This window comes from Pseudomonas fluorescens group sp. PF-1, assembly GCF_054481335.1.
This window is the reverse complement of sequence record NZ_JBTMNG010000001.1, coordinates 3,003,392-3,018,604: the sequence shown is the minus strand read 5'-3', so window position 1 is coordinate 3,018,604 and position 15,213 is coordinate 3,003,392. Positions and strand designations below refer to the sequence as shown.

Annotated in this window: 13 protein-coding genes; 8 read left to right on the top strand and 5 right to left on the bottom strand. The window is 60.7% G+C overall.

The window, feature by feature from the left end; genetic code table 11:
* The first annotated feature begins 112 nt into the window (after positions 1-112).
* Together ACX3YD_RS14545 and ACX3YD_RS14540 are read left to right on the top strand one after the other, a co-directional pair.
* Complete coding sequence (locus ACX3YD_RS14545) at positions 113-1,351, top strand: acyl-CoA dehydrogenase family protein (protein ID WP_458960360.1); 1,239 nt, start codon at positions 113-115, stop codon at positions 1,349-1,351.
* Positions 1,352-1,463: 112 nt separating this feature from the next.
* Complete coding sequence (locus ACX3YD_RS14540) at positions 1,464-2,243, top strand: TSUP family transporter (RefSeq protein WP_047529357.1); 780 nt, start codon at positions 1,464-1,466, stop codon at positions 2,241-2,243.
* Here ACX3YD_RS14540 and nudC read toward each other — a convergent pair.
* Both nudC and ACX3YD_RS14530 read right to left on the bottom strand, forming a co-directional pair.
* Positions 2,211-3,041, bottom strand: a complete 831-nt coding sequence (gene nudC / locus ACX3YD_RS14535) for an NAD(+) diphosphatase (RefSeq protein WP_458960359.1) — start codon at positions 3,039-3,041, stop codon at positions 2,211-2,213. The genes ACX3YD_RS14540 and nudC overlap by 33 nt on opposite strands.
* A gap of 7 nt (positions 3,042-3,048) precedes the next feature.
* Positions 3,049-3,861, bottom strand: a complete 813-nt coding sequence (locus ACX3YD_RS14530; protein WP_458960358.1) for a crotonase/enoyl-CoA hydratase family protein — start codon at positions 3,859-3,861, stop codon at positions 3,049-3,051.
* Between the two features lie 260 nt (positions 3,862-4,121).
* Between ACX3YD_RS14530 and ACX3YD_RS14525 the strand changes: the two genes are divergently transcribed.
* The 3 genes from ACX3YD_RS14525 (at position 4,122) to ACX3YD_RS14515 (ending at position 5,965) form a co-directional block, all read left to right on the top strand.
* Positions 4,122-4,655 (top strand): tetratricopeptide repeat protein, encoded by a 534-nt coding sequence (locus ACX3YD_RS14525; protein WP_458960357.1) that lies wholly within the window; start codon positions 4,122-4,124, stop codon positions 4,653-4,655.
* A gap of 66 nt (positions 4,656-4,721) precedes the next feature.
* Entirely contained in the window at positions 4,722-5,207 is a 486-nt protein-coding gene (locus tag ACX3YD_RS14520; protein WP_256590126.1) for an RNA polymerase sigma factor, read from the top strand.
* Positions 5,204-5,965: an anti-sigma factor family protein gene (locus ACX3YD_RS14515; RefSeq protein WP_458960356.1), complete on the top strand. Its 762-nt coding sequence runs from the start codon at positions 5,204-5,206 to the stop codon at positions 5,963-5,965. Before ACX3YD_RS14520 ends, ACX3YD_RS14515 begins: the two co-directional genes overlap by 4 nt.
* Positions 5,966-6,045: 80 nt before the next feature.
* Here the strand turns inward: ACX3YD_RS14515 and ACX3YD_RS14510 are convergent, their stop codons facing one another.
* Complete coding sequence (locus ACX3YD_RS14510) at positions 6,046-7,344, bottom strand: ATP-binding protein (protein ID WP_103403041.1); 1,299 nt, start codon at positions 7,342-7,344, stop codon at positions 6,046-6,048.
* Between the two features lie 4 nt (positions 7,345-7,348).
* Positions 7,349-8,050, bottom strand: a complete 702-nt coding sequence (locus ACX3YD_RS14505) for a response regulator (protein WP_047529373.1) — start codon at positions 8,048-8,050, stop codon at positions 7,349-7,351.
* 293 nt (positions 8,051-8,343) lie between these two features.
* On the opposite strand from ACX3YD_RS14505, the gene ACX3YD_RS14500 reads away from it, so the two are divergent.
* The 3 genes from ACX3YD_RS14500 (at position 8,344) to ACX3YD_RS14490 (ending at position 13,410) form a co-directional block, all read left to right on the top strand.
* Positions 8,344-9,501, top strand: coding sequence for an efflux RND transporter periplasmic adaptor subunit (locus tag ACX3YD_RS14500; protein WP_458960355.1), 1,158 nt, complete (start codon positions 8,344-8,346; stop codon positions 9,499-9,501).
* 15 nt (positions 9,502-9,516) lie between these two features.
* A complete protein-coding gene (locus tag ACX3YD_RS14495; protein WP_458960354.1) occupies positions 9,517-12,615 on the top strand; it encodes a multidrug efflux RND transporter permease subunit in 3,099 nt (1,032 codons plus the stop codon).
* Positions 12,616-12,768: 153 nt separating this feature from the next.
* Complete coding sequence (locus tag ACX3YD_RS14490) at positions 12,769-13,410, top strand: DUF1345 domain-containing protein (protein WP_458960353.1); 642 nt, start codon at positions 12,769-12,771, stop codon at positions 13,408-13,410.
* Positions 13,411-13,434: 24 nt separating this feature from the next.
* On the opposite strand, the gene ACX3YD_RS14485 is transcribed toward ACX3YD_RS14490, so the two are convergent.
* The gene (locus ACX3YD_RS14485) at positions 13,435-15,117 is read right to left on the bottom strand and encodes a fibronectin type III domain-containing protein (RefSeq protein WP_458960352.1); all 1,683 of its coding nucleotides are present in this window, start codon (positions 15,115-15,117) and stop codon (positions 13,435-13,437) included.
* Positions 15,118-15,213: the final 96 nt, after the last annotated feature.

Sequence of the window (15,213 nt, the reverse complement as noted above, 5' to 3'; positions counted from 1 at the left end):
CACCGCCAACTCAAGGGCGCCCAGTAAATCCGCACAGGACGGGTCCGGCATGGACCCTGCAATCGTCCCTGGCAGACGCAATGCTTTTTCTGCCCAGCCAAGGAGTTGTCCCATGACCGAACACCAGGTAATCAACCCGCTGTCCACCGGCGCCGACTATCAAACCCTCGCCGCGAAGTACCGACCGATTTTCCAGCGCATTGCCGACGGCGCCCTCGAACGTGAACAGTCGCGCACCCTGCCCTATGAGCCGATTCAATGGCTCAAGGACGCCGGATTCGGCGCAGTACGGGTGCCGATTGAATACGGCGGCGGTGGCGCTTCGGTGCCGCAGTTGTTTGAGCTGCTGATCGAACTGGCGGAAGCCGACTCCAACGTTCCCCAGGCACTGCGCGGCCACTTCGCCTTTGTCGAGGATCGTCTCAACGCCCCCTACGGCCCGTCGCGGGATATCTGGTTCAAACGCTTCGTCGAGGGAGACATCGTCGGTTGCGCCTGGACTGAAATCGGTGCCGTCGAGGTTGGCGATGTCGTGACCAAAGTCACGCCCCATGGCGATCAATGGCGGCTCAACGGTGAGAAGTTCTACAGCACCGGCAGCCTGTTCTCCGACTGGATTGATGTCTACGCCCAGCGCAGCGACACCGGTGGCGACGTCATTGCCGCCGTGCGCACGCGCCAGCCGGGCATCGTGCAGAGCGACGACTGGGACGGCTTCGGCCAACGCACCACGGGCAGCGGAACATCGCGCTTTGTCGATGCCGAGGTGGACGCCGAGAACATCATCGATTTCGCGACCCGCTTCAAATACCAGACGGCGTTCTATCAGCTCGTGCTCCTGGCCACCCTGGCAGGCATCGGCCGTGCGGCATTGCGTGATGTGTCGCGTCATGTGCGCGAACGCCAGCGCATCTACAGCCATGGCAACGCACAGCGTGTCAGCGATGACCCGCAGGTCCAGCAAGTGGTCGGCAATATTGCCGCGTGGGTGTATGCCGCCGAAGCCAGCGCGTTGAGCGCGGCGAAACCCGCGCAGGAGGCCTACCTGGCGCGTTTCGCCGGTGACAACGAACGGGAAACGGCGGCGAATGTGGCTGCGGAAATCGAATCGGCGAAGGCGCAAGTGGTGGTCACGGAGCTGATCCAACGGGCGACCACCGAGCTTTTCAATGCGTTGGGGGCTTCGGATATTCGCCAGGGCAAATCGCTCGACCGGCATTGGCGCAATGCGCGGACCGTGTCGTCGCATAATCCGCTGATCTACAAGGCACGGATTGTCGGGGACTGGACGATCAACGGAACCGAGCCACCGTTTGTGTGGCAGATCGGGAATGGGCCGCAGCTTAAATGATCTGTCGTCAGGGCTGACGCCTTCGTCGGGTCGCCGCCAAAGGTGGATGTGGGTAAGATGTGAGCCCTCCCCGCATATCCACCTTTGGCACCTCGCCGAATAAGCCGATTCCATGCCTTTCGAACTCAGCGTTGACCTCACCACCCTCGCCATTCTCGCCCTTGTCGCCTTTGTCGCCGGCTTCATCGACGCCATTGCCGGCGGTGGTGGCCTGTTGACCACCCCGGCCTTGCTGACCGCAGGCCTGCCACCGCACCTGGTCCTGGGCACCAACAAGCTCAGCTCGACCTTCGGTTCCGCCACCGCCAGCTTCACCTTCTACCGCCGCAAGCTGTTCCATCCCAGGCAGTGGACTCACGCCATCGTCGGCACGCTGGTCGGCGCCCTGAGCGGTGCCGTGGTCGCCCACTACCTGCCGGCCGAATGGCTGAACAAGATGCTTCCGGTGATCGTCTTTGCCTGCGGTGTCTATCTGTTGTTTGGCGGAACGCCGAAAGCCCCGCTGGACAGCGACGCGCCGATCAAGAAAACCTGGCAATCGACCCAAGGCTTCAGCCTCGGCTTCTATGATGGTGTGGCCGGTCCCGGCACCGGCGCGTTCTGGACCGTCAGCAGCCTGCTGCTCTACCCCATCGACCTGGTGAAAGCCAGCGGCGTGGCGCGCAGCATGAACTTCGTCAGCAACGCGGCGGCGCTGTCGATCTTCATTTTTTCCGGTCAGGTGGACTGGGTGATCGGCTTGAGCATGGGCTCATCATTGATGGTCGGCGCCTTCTTCGGCGCTCGCACCGCCATCAGTGGCGGCGCGAAGTTCATTCGTCCGGTGTTCATCACCGTGGTGTTGGGCCTGACCGTGCGCCTAGCCTGGCAACACTGGTTCAGCGTGGCCTAACCGCCGCGCCACGTAGACGTCGATCAGGTAACGGGCAATCGAGCGTGACGCCGGCAACGGTGGCAGCTCGTGCACGTTGAACCACTGGGCGTCTTCGATCTCGTCTTCCTGGCAGACGATCTCGCCGCCCGCGTATTCAGCATGGAAGCCGAGCATCATCGAATGCGGGAATGGCCAGCACTGGCTGCCCATGTACTGGATGTTCCTGACCTCGATCCGCACCTCTTCGCGAACCTCGCGAATCAGGCAATCCTCGGCGGACTCACCCGGTTCGGCAAAGCCCGCCAGCGTGCTGTAGACCCCGCTGACGAACCGTGGCGAACGCGCCAGCAGGATTTCGTCGCCACGGGTCACCAGCACGATCATGCTCGGCGAGATCCGTGGATAGCTGCGCAGATCGCAGGGCTGGCAATACATAGCCCGCTCGCGCGGCACCTGATTCATGGCTTGCCCGCAATTACCGCAATAGCGGTGCTCACGGGCCCAGGTGCCGATCTGCGCGGCGTACGCGAGCACCTTGTACACCGTGTGATCGCCTTCGAGCATGAACGCCCGCAAGCCTTTCCACTGACAGCCCGGGACCTCGCTGTGGCTGCGCAATTCCAGCAGATACACCGGCTCGCCATCGAGATGACCGATGCCATGCTCGGCCAGAATCTCCAGGTCCTGGCGCTTGAGCCATTCACGGGGGAACAGCGCGCCATTGTCATCGAACAGAAAGCCTTCGGGGCTGCGCGCCACGGCCCAGCCGCCGGGTTGGTCGGTGTCCAGTACTGCAGTGGTCCAGCGTGAAGTCATTTTTCAATCAATCCAGAAATTCGGGTTTCTGTTTGCTCATATGGGCGGCCATGGCCACGCGCAAGTCAGTGGATTGCAACATGGCGGCGTTCCAGGTGGCGACGTATTCCAGGCCATCATCGATGCGGTGATCGCGCATGTAGCTGATCATTTCCTTGGTGCCAGTGACGGCAATCGGCGACTTGCCGGCGATCTCGCGGGCAATGCCCATGACGCCATCAAGCAGGCTGGCATGGTCGCTGTAAACGCGATTGACCAGACCCATGCCCCGCGCCTCTTCGGCACCAAAGGTGCGACCAGTGTAAGCCAGTTCGCGCAGCATGCCGTCACCGATGATCCGCGGCAAGCGTTGCAGCGTGCCGACGTCAGCGGCCATGCCGATGTCGATTTCCTTGATCGAGAACTGGGCATCTTCGGCGGCGTAGCGCATGTCGCAAGCGGCAATCAGATCGATGGCACCGCCCAGGCAGTAGCCTTGGATGGCGGCCAGTACCGGTTTGCGGCAGTTGTCGACGGCATTGAACGACGCTTGCAGATTGAGAATCTTGCGCCGCAACAGGCGCGCGTTACGCCCGACGTCCTTGCCCATTTCATTGGCCACGCCCGCCAGCATCATCAGGTCGATGCCCGAGGAAAAATGCTTGCCGGCGCCACTGAGGACCACCACTCGCACCTCGTCGGTGTCGTCGATCCACTGAAAGATCTCGACGATTTCGCTCCAGAACGCAGCATTCATCGAGTTGATCTTTTCCGGGCGGTTGATCTGCACATGGGCGATTTTATCGACCAGTTCGACGTTGAATGCTGTGTATTGGGACATGCCGGTGATCCTTTAGCGGGCAAAAAAGAGGCCCGAACTATAACAAGGCAGCGCGGTGGGCAGTAAGGCAGCGGTTCGGCCAAAAGCGGGACCGCATGCGGACATAGCCCTTCGATTTGAGCCTTTCTTGCAAAGAACCCCGCAACGCAATGAATAATTGTCCGCCCTGCAGTGTTTACCTTTTGACGGGCACTGGCAGAGCAATTCGACGTATTCGGCCTGTTCGATGTCCCGACCCTGATTCCTGTGGAGCATTGTCCATGAATAACCGTTTTTCAGTGTTCATCGCACCGCTGTTGATTGCCACCGCGCTCACCAGTTCCCTGGCGCTGGGCCATGGCGATGACAATTCGCCCGCCAAACCCGAATGCCCTCGAGGCCAGGTTTTAGATAAAAAAACGCAGAAATGCGTCCTGCAAACCAGTAAAGCGCTGTCTGACGCCGACCGCACCGATTACGCTTACCAATTGGCCAAGGACAATCGCTACGAAGAAGCGCTGGCCTTGCTGGATACGCTCAAAGACCCCAACACCGCCAAGGCGTTAAACTATCGCGGCTATGCTACGCGTAAACTGGGGCGTACCGACGAAGGTATCGGTTACTACCTGCAGTCGGTCAAACTCGACCCGCAGTACGCGAAGGTCCGCGAGTACCTCGGCGAAGCCTATGTGGTCAAAGGTCGGCTGGACCTGGCCCAGGAACAGTTGCAACAGATCAAGTCGATTTGCGGCAACACTTCCTGCGAGGAATACCAGGACCTGTCTGAAGCCATCAACGACTCATCGAAAACCTGACATCCCGAACGGACGGAGGTCGCCATCGCCAGCGATCAGGCAATACGGGCAGAACTGAGCCAGCACCTGGCGCGTCTATGGCGCTACGGCCTGCTGCTGTCCCGACAACGGCATGTTGCCGAAGACCTGGTGCAGGCCACCTGCGTGCGCGCACTGGAACGGGCCGGGCAATACGAACCGGGGACGCGGATGGACCGTTGGCTGATGAGCATCCTGCATTCGATCTGGATCAACGAAGTGCGTGCGCGACGGGTGCGTCAGGGGCAAGGCACGGTCGATACCGACAATGCGTTGTCGTTTGACGGAGAACACGCGGCGCAGACCCATGTACTGGCGTCGCAGGTCATTCGCCGTGTCGATGCGCTGCCCGAGGCGCAACGGGAAACGGTGTTTCTGGCCTATGTCGAGGGGCTGTCCTATCGCGAGGTCGCCGAAGTGTTGCAAGTCCCCATCGGCACGGTCATGAGTCGCCTGGCAGCGGCCCGGGTGAAACTCGCCGAATACCCGCCGTTGCAATCCGTGCCGAACCCTTCCAGCGGAGAACGTCGATGAACGCGAAACTCTCGGATGAGCAACTGGTGGCCTACCTGGATGACCAGCTCGATACCGAACAGCGGGCACGCATCGACGCGGCCATTGCCGAAGACCCGATGATCGGTCTGCGCCTGCAATGGCTGGATCGCAGCAGCCTGCCGTTCAAGGATGCGTTCAATCAATTGAATCGGCAGGCCCCCGTGGATCGCCTGCAAGCCATGCTCGACACCTTGCCCTCGCCGGCCCGTCCACCGCTCAGCCGTCGCTGGTTCCTGGCGGCAGCGGCCGGGCTGGTGGCCGGTGGCGTGCTGGCGGATCGCCTGTTCCTGGGCTGGCAGGAAAGTCAGCAAACCAGCAACTGGCGCGGGCTGGTGGCCGACTACATGGCACTCTACGTACCGCAGACCCTCGACCATTTACCGAGCGATGAAACCACTCAGCGCGCGCAATTGCAGACCCTTGATGAACATCTGGGCCTCAAGCTCGCACCCGCGCAGTTGAACTTGCCCAGGATTGAACTCAAGCGCGCACAAATCCTTGAATACGATGACGTGCCGATCGCCCAGATCACCTACCTGGACCCGGTCCATGGCCCGCTTGCGCTGTGCATCACCCTTTCCAGCACCGGCAGTCGACATATCGCCCGGGAACGTCGGCACGGGTTGAACATTGTCTATTGGTCGGACATGCACCACGCCTGGATGCTCATCGGACACAACCCGGCGGCAGAACTGGAGGCAATGGCCACGACGCTACGCAGCCGATTAAGCGCCTGACTGCACGAATCTCTGTGGCGAGGGCGCTTGCTCCCGCTCGGCGGCGCAGCCGTCGTAAAAACTTTGACAGGAATGCAGTCTCACGCCGGCGTCGGCAACCACAAGCGGAATCGTGCCCCGCCCAGCGGCGATGCTTCGACGGTCAAGGTACCGCCCTGCGCCTCCAGTGCCCGACGACTGATCGCCAGCCCCAGGCCAAACCCGCCCGTGGCGCGATCACGACTGCGGTCCAGCCGATAGAACGGCTCGAAAATCCGCTCACGCTGATCATCTGGAATGCCTATGCCGTCGTCGTCGACCCAGATCTCGCAGCCTTTGGGGCACACCTGCACGCCAATCTGGATGCGTTTTTCACAGTAGCGCATGGCGTTGCGCAGCAGGTTCTGCAGGGCACGGGCGGTCAGGCGCGGGTCGAGGCTGAAGCGTTCGAGCTGACCATGGAGCAGCACGTCGATGACAATGTCCGGTGATTGTTCTTCATCGACACTGCCCAGAATGCTGTCGATGAATTCATCCAGCGACACCTCGACCTGTTCCGGCACCCGCGCCGGATTCTGCAAGCGGCTGTAGGACAGCAGTTCCAGCACCAATTCATCGAGTTCACGGATGTGGTCGACCAGCCCTTGCAAACGTTCGCGGCTGGTGGCCGGCAGGTCGTCGGACAGGGCCAGGGCCAGGCCGAAATCCAGTCGCGTCAACGGCGTGCGCAATTCGTGGGACACCGCGTTGAGCAGGTCTCGCTGCTGGTTCAGCAGGTTTTCGATATCGCCGGCCATGGTGTCGAAGACGTTCGCCAGACTGCCGATGTTGGAACTGGCCGCAATTTGCGTACGCTCGCTCAAGTGGCCCTTGCCGAAGCGTTCTGCCGCACGTTTCAGGCGCTCCAGGTCACGCCAGTGCGGACGCAGCCACAGCAACAGGCACGCGAGCATGGTCGCGCCGATCAGCACGTTGATGCTCCAGTACAGCAGGTTGACGTCCAGCGGGTCCGGCGGCACCACCATTTGCACCACGGTGCGCTCATTCAGCGGCGCCACCGCCAGGGTGCGCCAACCCCAGTCGCCGACACGCACCACGTTTTCACCGCGCTGCAAACGTTGCTGCTCGTCGAGGGACAACCCGGGATCGTCGATCGCGCTGAGTACGATGTGCAGCGGCCGGAAGTCCTCGTCCATTTCGGCCGCCAGGGCTGGCCACCGCTCGACCGGAACCGCCTTGAACTGCTTGACCATGAGGGTTTGCAGCCCTCGGGAATAATCGAGGTTGTAGCTGATAAAGCGCTCCTGGAAGACCTTGATCACCAGGTCCGGCACCAGATAAATGGCGGCGCTGAACGAGACAATGGTCACCAGGTAAAGGCGAAAGAGGATTCTGAACATCGGCTCAGCATTCCCACTCGGAACGGCTGAACAGGTAGCCCTTGCCCCACACGGTCTTGATCTTGCGCGCTTCGCCCGCGTGGTCGTCAAACTTGCGTCGCAGCTTGGAGATCGCCACGTCCACCGAACGGTCAGTGCCGTTGAACTCGATGCCGCGCAGCCGCTGCAGAATCTGGTCGCGGCTCAATACTTCGCCGGCATGCCGGGCCAGCACCACCAGCAGGTTGTACTCGCCGCTGGACAGTTCGACCAATTGTTCGCGCCAGGTCACGGTGCGCTCGGACAGGTCGATGCACAGGTTGCCCATCAGGATCCGGTCGTTGGCGGTCTGTGGCTCGCTGAGGCTGCTGCGCCGCAGCAAGGTGCGCACCCGGGCCAGCAATACGCGAGGCTCGCAGGGTTTGGTGACGTAGTCGTCAGCGCCCATTTCCAGGCCCAACACCTGATCGTGACTGTCGTCGCGGGCGGTGAGCATCAGGATCGGCAGGCTCGCCGAATCGGCGCGCAACAGGCGGCACACTTGCAGCCCGTCGAGCCCCGGCAGCATCAGGTCGAGGATCACCAGGTCCGGCGGATTGAGCCGCGCCCGTTCGCGCACATGATCACCTCGACTGATCACGCTGACGGAGTAGCCGTTGCGTTCCAGGTAGCTGGCAATCAGCTCGGCGAGTGCGGTGTCGTCTTCGACCAGGAGGATGTTGGGCATAGGGGTGTTCCAGAAAGTGCTGTGGCGCCTGTTCCGGCCTCTTCGCGGGCAAGCCCGCTCCCACAGGGATCTGATGTGAACACAGATTATGTGAACACCACCGACCACTGTGGGAGCGGGCTTGCCCGCGAAGGCGGCCTCACAGTTGCAATAAAATTCAAGACTTGCAGGATATACGCCCACACGCACACCTGAGTAAAACCCTTACACAATTTCACACAGCGCCTACAAAGCTTCACCGCTACCCTCGCCGCCGCCCAGTAGGATGCTGGGGGTCATCATTGGGGTCATTCATGTCTAAACATCTGCTTGCCAGGCTCAGTCTTGTAGCGCTGGCGTTGACGCTCAGCGCGTGCGACAAGTCCACCAACGCCGAGGAAGAGGCGCCGTTGGCCACCGTTCGCATCGAAACCATCGAAGCCCGACCACTGTCGATCAGCAGCGAGCTGAGCGGGCGGATCGTGGCGCCACGCATCGCCGAAGTGCGGGCCCGGGTGGCCGGCGTGGTGTTGCAACGGACCTTCCGCGAAGGCAGCGACGTGAAGAAAGGCGATGTGCTGTTTCGCATCGACCCGGCACCGTTCAAGGCCGACCTGGAAAGCGCCGAAGCGGCGTTGCGCAAGGCCGAGGCCAATGCGTATCAAGCCAGACTGCAAGAGCAGCGCTACGCCCAGTTGATCGACGACAAGGCCATCAGCGGGCAGGACTACGACAATGCGCGGGCCTCCGTGCGGCAAACGGCGGCCGATGTCGCGGCCAACAAAGCGGCGATGGACCGGGCAACCCTCAACCTGGGTTACGCCACCGTCACCGCACCGATCTCCGGGCGCGTCGGTCGCGCGCTGGTCACCGAAGGCGCGCTGGTGGGGCAGAACGAAACCACGCCACTGGCACTGATTCAGCAACTGAATCCGATCCACGCCGACCTCACCCAGTCGACCCGCGAACTGAATGACCTGCGCCGGGCGTTCCGCTCCGGTCAGTTGACAGCAGTGGGTCAGGGACAGGCCAAGGCCACGCTGATCCAGGACGACGGCAGCCTTTACCCGTTGCCGGGCAAACTGCTGTTCAGCGATATCACGGTCGATCCAGGCACCGGGCAGATCATTCTGCGCAGCGAATTCCCCAACCCGGACCTCGACCTGCTGCCGGGCAGTTTCGTACGCGTGCGTCTCGAGCAAGCGATCAATCAGCAAGGTATCAGCGTGCCGCAACGGGCCATCCAGCGTGACAGCGCCGGGGTGGCGCAAGTGTTGTTGCTCGATGACCAGCAGCGGGTCGGCCTGCAACCGGTCGAACTGGGCCCGGTGCAGAACGATCGCTGGGTCGTCACCGGTGGCCTCAAACCTGGCGACCGCATTGTCATCGAAGGCCTGCAACACGCCCGCCCCGGCGAGAAAGTACAGATCGACGACACCCCTCTTCCACTCGCCCAGGTTTCTGGCCAGTAAGCAGGACGCTTGTTTATGCCGCAGTTCTTTATCGACCGCCCGGTGTTTGCCTGGGTGGTCGCGTTGTTCATCCTGCTGGCCGGTGCCCTGGCCATACCTCAGTTGCCAGTGGCGCAGTACCCCGACGTCGCGCCGCCGCAGATCGAAATCTATGCCGTGTACCCCGGCGCTTCGGCACAGACCGTAGACGAGAGCGTGGTCAGCCTGATCGAGGAAGAACTCAATGGCACTGACCACCTGCTGTATTTCGAATCGCAAAGCAGCCTGGGCAGTGCCACGATCAAGGCGACGTTCCAGCCCGGCACAAACCCGGAAATGGCCCAGGTGGATGTGCAGAACCGCCTGAAAGTCGTGGAATCGCGCCTGCCGCAAGCGGTGACCCAACAAGGCTTGCAGGTGGAAAAAGTCTCCGCCGGGTTCCTGCTGTTGATCACCCTGACCTCCAGTGACGGCAAGCTCGACGATGTGGCGCTCAGCGATTACCTGGCGCGCAACGTGATGAACGAGATCAAGCGTCTGGACGGCGTCGGCAAAGCACAGCTGTACGGCGCCGAACGGGCGATGCGTATCTGGATCGACCCGCAGAAACTGCTCGGTTTCAACCTCACGCCCGCCGACGTCAATGCCGCCATCGTGGCGCAAAACGCGCAGGTCTCGGCAGGCAGCATCGGCGATTTGCCGAGCCGCGGCACCCAGGAAATCACCGCGACCATTCTGGTCAAGGGCCAATTGTCTACGCCTGAGGAGTTCGCCGATATCGTGCTCAAGGCCAATCCCGATGGCTCCACGGTGCGCATCGGCGATGTCGCCAGGGTCGAGATCGGCAGCCAGGACTATCAGTTTTCCACGCGCCTGAACGGCAAGCCGTCGACCGCCGTCGGCGTGCAACTCTCGCCCGGCGCCAACGCCCTGAGCACCGCGACGCTGGTGCGGGCGAAGATGGATGAACTGTCGCGCTACTTCCCGGCCGGAGTGCAATACAAGATCCCGTACGACACGTCGCCATTCGTCAAAGTCTCGATCACCAAAGTGGTCTACACCCTGGGCGAGGCGATGCTGCTGGTGTTCGCGGTGATGTTCCTGTTCCTGCAGAACATCCGCTACACGCTGATCCCGACGCTGGTGGTGCCGGTGGCGCTGATGGGCACCTTCGCGACCATGCTGGCGCTGGGTTTCTCGATCAACGTACTGACCATGTTCGGCATGGTGCTGGCCATCGGCATTCTGGTGGACGACGCGATTGTGGTGGTGGAGAACGTCGAGCGAATCATGGCCACTGAAGGCCTGTCGCCCAAGGAAGCGACGCGCAAGGCGATGAAGCAGATCACCGGCGCGATCATTGGTATCACCCTGGTGCTGGTGGCGGTGTTCATTCCGATGGCGTTCATGCAGGGCTCGGTCGGGGTGATTTACCGCCAGTTCTCGCTGTCGATGGCCACTTCGATCCTGTTCTCGGCGTTCCTCGCCCTGACCCTGACCCCGGCGCTGTGCGCGACGCTGTTGAAGCCGATTGCCGAGGGTGAGCATCACGAGAAAGCGGGTTTCTTCGGCTGGTTCAACCGCCGTTTCGAGCGACTCACGGACCGTTATCAGGGTTGGGTCGCCTATGCGTTGAAGCGCAGCGGCCGTTACCTGTTGATCTACGGCGTTCTGTTGATCGGCCTGGGGGTTTGCTTCAGTCGTTTGCCTTCCTCCTTCCTGCCGGTGGAGGACCAGGGCTACACCATCACCGACATTCAACTACCACCGAGCGCAAGCAAGCATCGCACCGTGCAAGTGGTCGAGCAGATCGAAGCGCACAACGCCACCGAGCCGGGCGTCGGCGACAGCACAGTGATCCTCGGCTTCAGTTTTTCCGGCAGCGGGCAGAACGCGGCGCTGGCCTTCACCACCTTGAAGGACTGGTCCGAACGCGGCAGCGATGATTCGGCGAGTTCGATCGCCGACCGGGCCAACATCGCCCTCAGCCAGATCAAGGACGCCATGGCCTTTGCGGTGCTGCCGCCGCCGGTCGACGGACTCGGCACCTCCAGCGGCTTCGAGTTCCGCTTGCAGGATCGCGGTGGCCTCGGTCACGCCACGCTGATGCGCGCCCGCACTGAATTGCTGGCCGCCGCCGAGAAAAGTCCGATCCTGATGAACGTGCGCGAAAGCGCCCTGGCGGAAGCACCGCAAGTGCAACTGGTCGTCGACCGCAAACAGGCCAATGCCTTGGGCGTGTCCTTTGCCGACATTGGCAGCGTGCTGTCTACCGCCGTCGGTTCGACCTATATCAACGACTTCCCCAATCAGGGGCGGATGCAACGGGTGGTGGTGCAGGCTGAAGGCGACCAACGCAGTCAGGTCGACGATCTGCTGAAGATTCACGTGCGCAACAACGCAGGCGACATGGTGCCGCTGTCGGCGTTCGTCCAGGCCAAATGGACCCAGGGCCCGGCGCAGTTGACCCGCTACAACGGCTACCCGGCGATCGCGATTTCCGGCGAACCGAAACCCGGTCACAGCACGGGTGAAGCCATGGCGGAGATCGAACGGCTGGTCGCGCTGGGCCCGGCAGGATTGGGCCAGGAATGGACCGGGTTGTCGTTGCAGGAACGTCTTTCCGGCAGCCAGGCGCCGATCCTGCTCGGTTTGTCCTTGCTGATCGTGTTCCTGTGCCTGGCGGCGCTGTACGAGAGCTGGTCGATCCCGACCTCGGTGCTGCTGGTGGTGCCATTGGGCGTGCTCGGCGCGGTATTGGCGGTGACCTTGCGCGGCATGCCCAACGATGTGTTCTTCAAGGTCGGGCTGATCACCATCATCGGCCTGTCGGCGAAGAACGCGATCCTGATCATCGAATTCGCCAAGAGCCTGTACGACGAAGGCCATGACCTGATCGACGCCACACTGCAAGCGGCGCGCCTGCGACTGCGGCCGATCGTCATGACATCGCTGGCATTCATTCTCGGCGTGGTGCCGCTGGCGATCGCCACCGGGGCCAGCTCAGCGAGCCAGCAGGCCATCGGCACCGGGGTGATTGGCGGGATGATCACCGCGACCCTGGCCGTGGTGTTCGTGCCGGTGTTTTTTGTGGTGGTGATGAAGCTGGTCAGCAAGCGCCACAAGCCGCATTAACCGACACCACAGTCCCTTGTGCGAGCTTGCAGGCCAAACGCGGTGCCCTTGGGTGCGTCGCGAGCAGGCTCGCTCCTACAGGGATCTCGGTGATTTCAAGATTGTGCTCACCTGGGCTAAGGTGTTGGCAATACCCCGACCCATCGAGTGCTCATGTCCTTCCTCACCCACACCCACCCTCGCCTCTCCGCCGGCATGACGCTCGGCATCGCGGCGGGCATTCTGGTTCCGGCCGATTCGATCATCACCAAAATACTCATCGGCTGGAATGCCGGGGTCTGGACTTACCTGATCCTGATGGCCTGGATCGTCGTACGCTCCAAAGCGGCGGATGTGAAACGCATTGCCGACATCGAAGATGAAAACGCCGGGCTGGTGCTGTTCGTGGTGTGCATTGCGGCGATTGCCAGCCTGGCGACCATCACCTTCGAACTGGCGGGCAGCAAGGACCTGGAAACCACCCGAAAACTCCTGCATTACGGCTTCACCGCATTGACCGTGCTGGGTTCCTGGCTACTGATCGGGGTAATTTTCAGCGTGCATTACGCGCGGCTGTATTACACCTGGCAAGGCAAGGAACCGGCATTGCGCTTTGCCGAGGGTTTGACCACGCCCAATTACTGGGACTTCCTGTACTTCTCCTTCACCATCGGTGTGGCGGTGCAGACGTCCGATGTGGGCGTGGCGACCCGCGACTTGCGCAAGATCGTACTGGCGCAGTCGCTGATCGGTTTTCTGTTCAATACGGCGATTCTCGGGTTTTCGATCAACATCGCCGCTGGGTTGTTTGGCTAAAGCGATAGTGGTCAGTGGCAGTCTTCAGAGCTCGCTGCCCCAGGATTCACCCTCGATTTCAATCCTTACCGACGCGGAGACGGAGTAATTACCGCTGAGATCCAGCGCACACACCTCAAATAAGTACGCGCCGGAAGGCAAGTCAACGGCGGTGTAATGGGTCAATGGGGTGCGATCAAAATACTGCTGATTATTGTAGATAACGTAATCACAAATACCGATGTCATCGGTGGATTCATCCCAGGCGAGCGTGACGGAGTCAAGGGTCGAACCCATCTTGCGCAGGTTTCCCGGAGCGCTGGGCGGGGTGAGGTCCAGGGGTTCATAAACAATGACCGTGGGTTCGGACAACTGTCCGTAAATATCAAACGCACTGACGCTGATCTTGTACTCCGTGTGCGGGATCAAGTTATTGAGGTGAATGCTTGGTAAGAACAGCACGTCCTTCAGGTGCTCGTCATCCTTCACGATCCTTACCCCCGAAGCCGCATCACCTTCCGCGAATGCCCACTCCAACTTGGCTGAGCTGGAGCTCAGTGCGCTTATACTGACGGTCGGTGCATTGGGTCTAGGCGCAGGCGCCTGCCCTGCCGTTTTGAATACGCTTATCGGGCTGCGTTCGGAGAGGTTTCCCTCCTTGTCACGGGCGCGCACGGAAGCATAGTGATAGGCACCCGGGGTCAAACTATTGAAGGTCATTTGAGTGTCCGGACTATTGAACACCAGAAATCCGTTCAAGGTAATCCGATAGTCGGTGACAGCAGCATTATCGCTCGAGGGCTCCCAGGATATTTTTGCGGAGGTTTCCGTTACATCAGTGACGACGGGGGCTCCAGGCTGGCTTGGAGGGATTGTGTCAGCCACTGTCGCCTCCAGAGTCACCACTTCAGAGCTGTCTCCGTCAAGTTGGGCGCGTACCGCAAACTTGAAGTGATGCGGAGCAGGCCCAGGAGAAAGATCCGCCAACCTGAAGTTGTAGCCCCAGCGACCAGGGGCAATCGTAAAACTTTTGCCATTAATGGAAACTTCATGCGCCGGGCGTTTTTTGAATAGTGGATCCCATGCCAGCCTGCAGATCCCGTTAAAGTGCCTGAACTTAAGATTGGTCGGTGAGCTCAGCCTGGTTTTAAAGGCCGTGGCAACGGGTTCAGAGCTGCCTGCGGCATTGATTGCCAGTACCTTGACTCGATAGTCAGTATGATTTTGCAGGTGCGTAATCAGGACATGCGGTTGGGCGGTCTGCTTGATGAGAAAGTCGTTCAAAAAAACCCTATAGCGAATGTTCCCACCATTATCAGTGGACGCGGCCCAGCTCACTTTTACAGAGGTGCTGGTTAAATCGCTCAGATCCAGGGGGCCCGGGCTGGAGGGCGCGACTAATTTGAATTTTAAAAAACGCATCGGACTGAGTTGCGAAACATTATTGCCGGCAGCTATTGCCCTGACGTAAAGCAGGTACTCGGTATCTGGGTTTAACCCGGTCAATTCAACAGGCGGTCGGGTCACGCTTCTTGTTTGAATACCTTCTCCGAACACTTCATAACCAATGGCATTCGGGCACCGCTTGCAGGTTGAATAGGGCTCCTCCCAACTTAACACGGCAGTTGTCGGGGCGTTTCGTGTGCCTCTCAAATTACCCGGAGCACAAATTTGCACCTCATCCGTTGCAGTGCCGACGGCGGATGAAGGGGAGTCAAACTGGTTCATGTTTTGGGAGCCCTGCATAAATGAAGTCCCGTTAGTAAAAAACATCTGAGTCAACTGCACCACTATCAGAACTGTGAGTGGCAAGACCGTGTATTT

Coding starts and splice junctions, on each gene's coding strand:
- ACX3YD_RS14530 (WP_458960358.1), bottom strand. CDS start 3,861: ATGTCCCAATACACAGCATTCAACGTCGAACTGGTCGATAAAATCGCC.
- ACX3YD_RS14540 (WP_047529357.1), top strand. CDS start 1,464: ATGCCTTTCGAACTCAGCGTTGACCTCACCACCCTCGCCATTCTCGCC.
- ACX3YD_RS14525 (WP_458960357.1), top strand. CDS start 4,122: ATGAATAACCGTTTTTCAGTGTTCATCGCACCGCTGTTGATTGCCACC.
- ACX3YD_RS14500 (WP_458960355.1), top strand. CDS start 8,344: ATGTCTAAACATCTGCTTGCCAGGCTCAGTCTTGTAGCGCTGGCGTTG.
- ACX3YD_RS14505 (WP_047529373.1), bottom strand. CDS start 8,050: ATGCCCAACATCCTCCTGGTCGAAGACGACACCGCACTCGCCGAGCTG.
- ACX3YD_RS14515 (WP_458960356.1), top strand. CDS start 5,204: ATGAACGCGAAACTCTCGGATGAGCAACTGGTGGCCTACCTGGATGAC.
- nudC (WP_458960359.1), bottom strand. CDS start 3,041: ATGACTTCACGCTGGACCACTGCAGTACTGGACACCGACCAACCCGGC.
- ACX3YD_RS14495 (WP_458960354.1), top strand. CDS start 9,517: ATGCCGCAGTTCTTTATCGACCGCCCGGTGTTTGCCTGGGTGGTCGCG.
- ACX3YD_RS14545 (WP_458960360.1), top strand. CDS start 113: ATGACCGAACACCAGGTAATCAACCCGCTGTCCACCGGCGCCGACTAT.
- ACX3YD_RS14485 (WP_458960352.1), bottom strand. CDS start 15,117: ATGAACCAGTTTGACTCCCCTTCATCCGCCGTCGGCACTGCAACGGAT.
- ACX3YD_RS14490 (WP_458960353.1), top strand. CDS start 12,769: ATGTCCTTCCTCACCCACACCCACCCTCGCCTCTCCGCCGGCATGACG.
- ACX3YD_RS14510 (WP_103403041.1), bottom strand. CDS start 7,344: ATGTTCAGAATCCTCTTTCGCCTTTACCTGGTGACCATTGTCTCGTTC.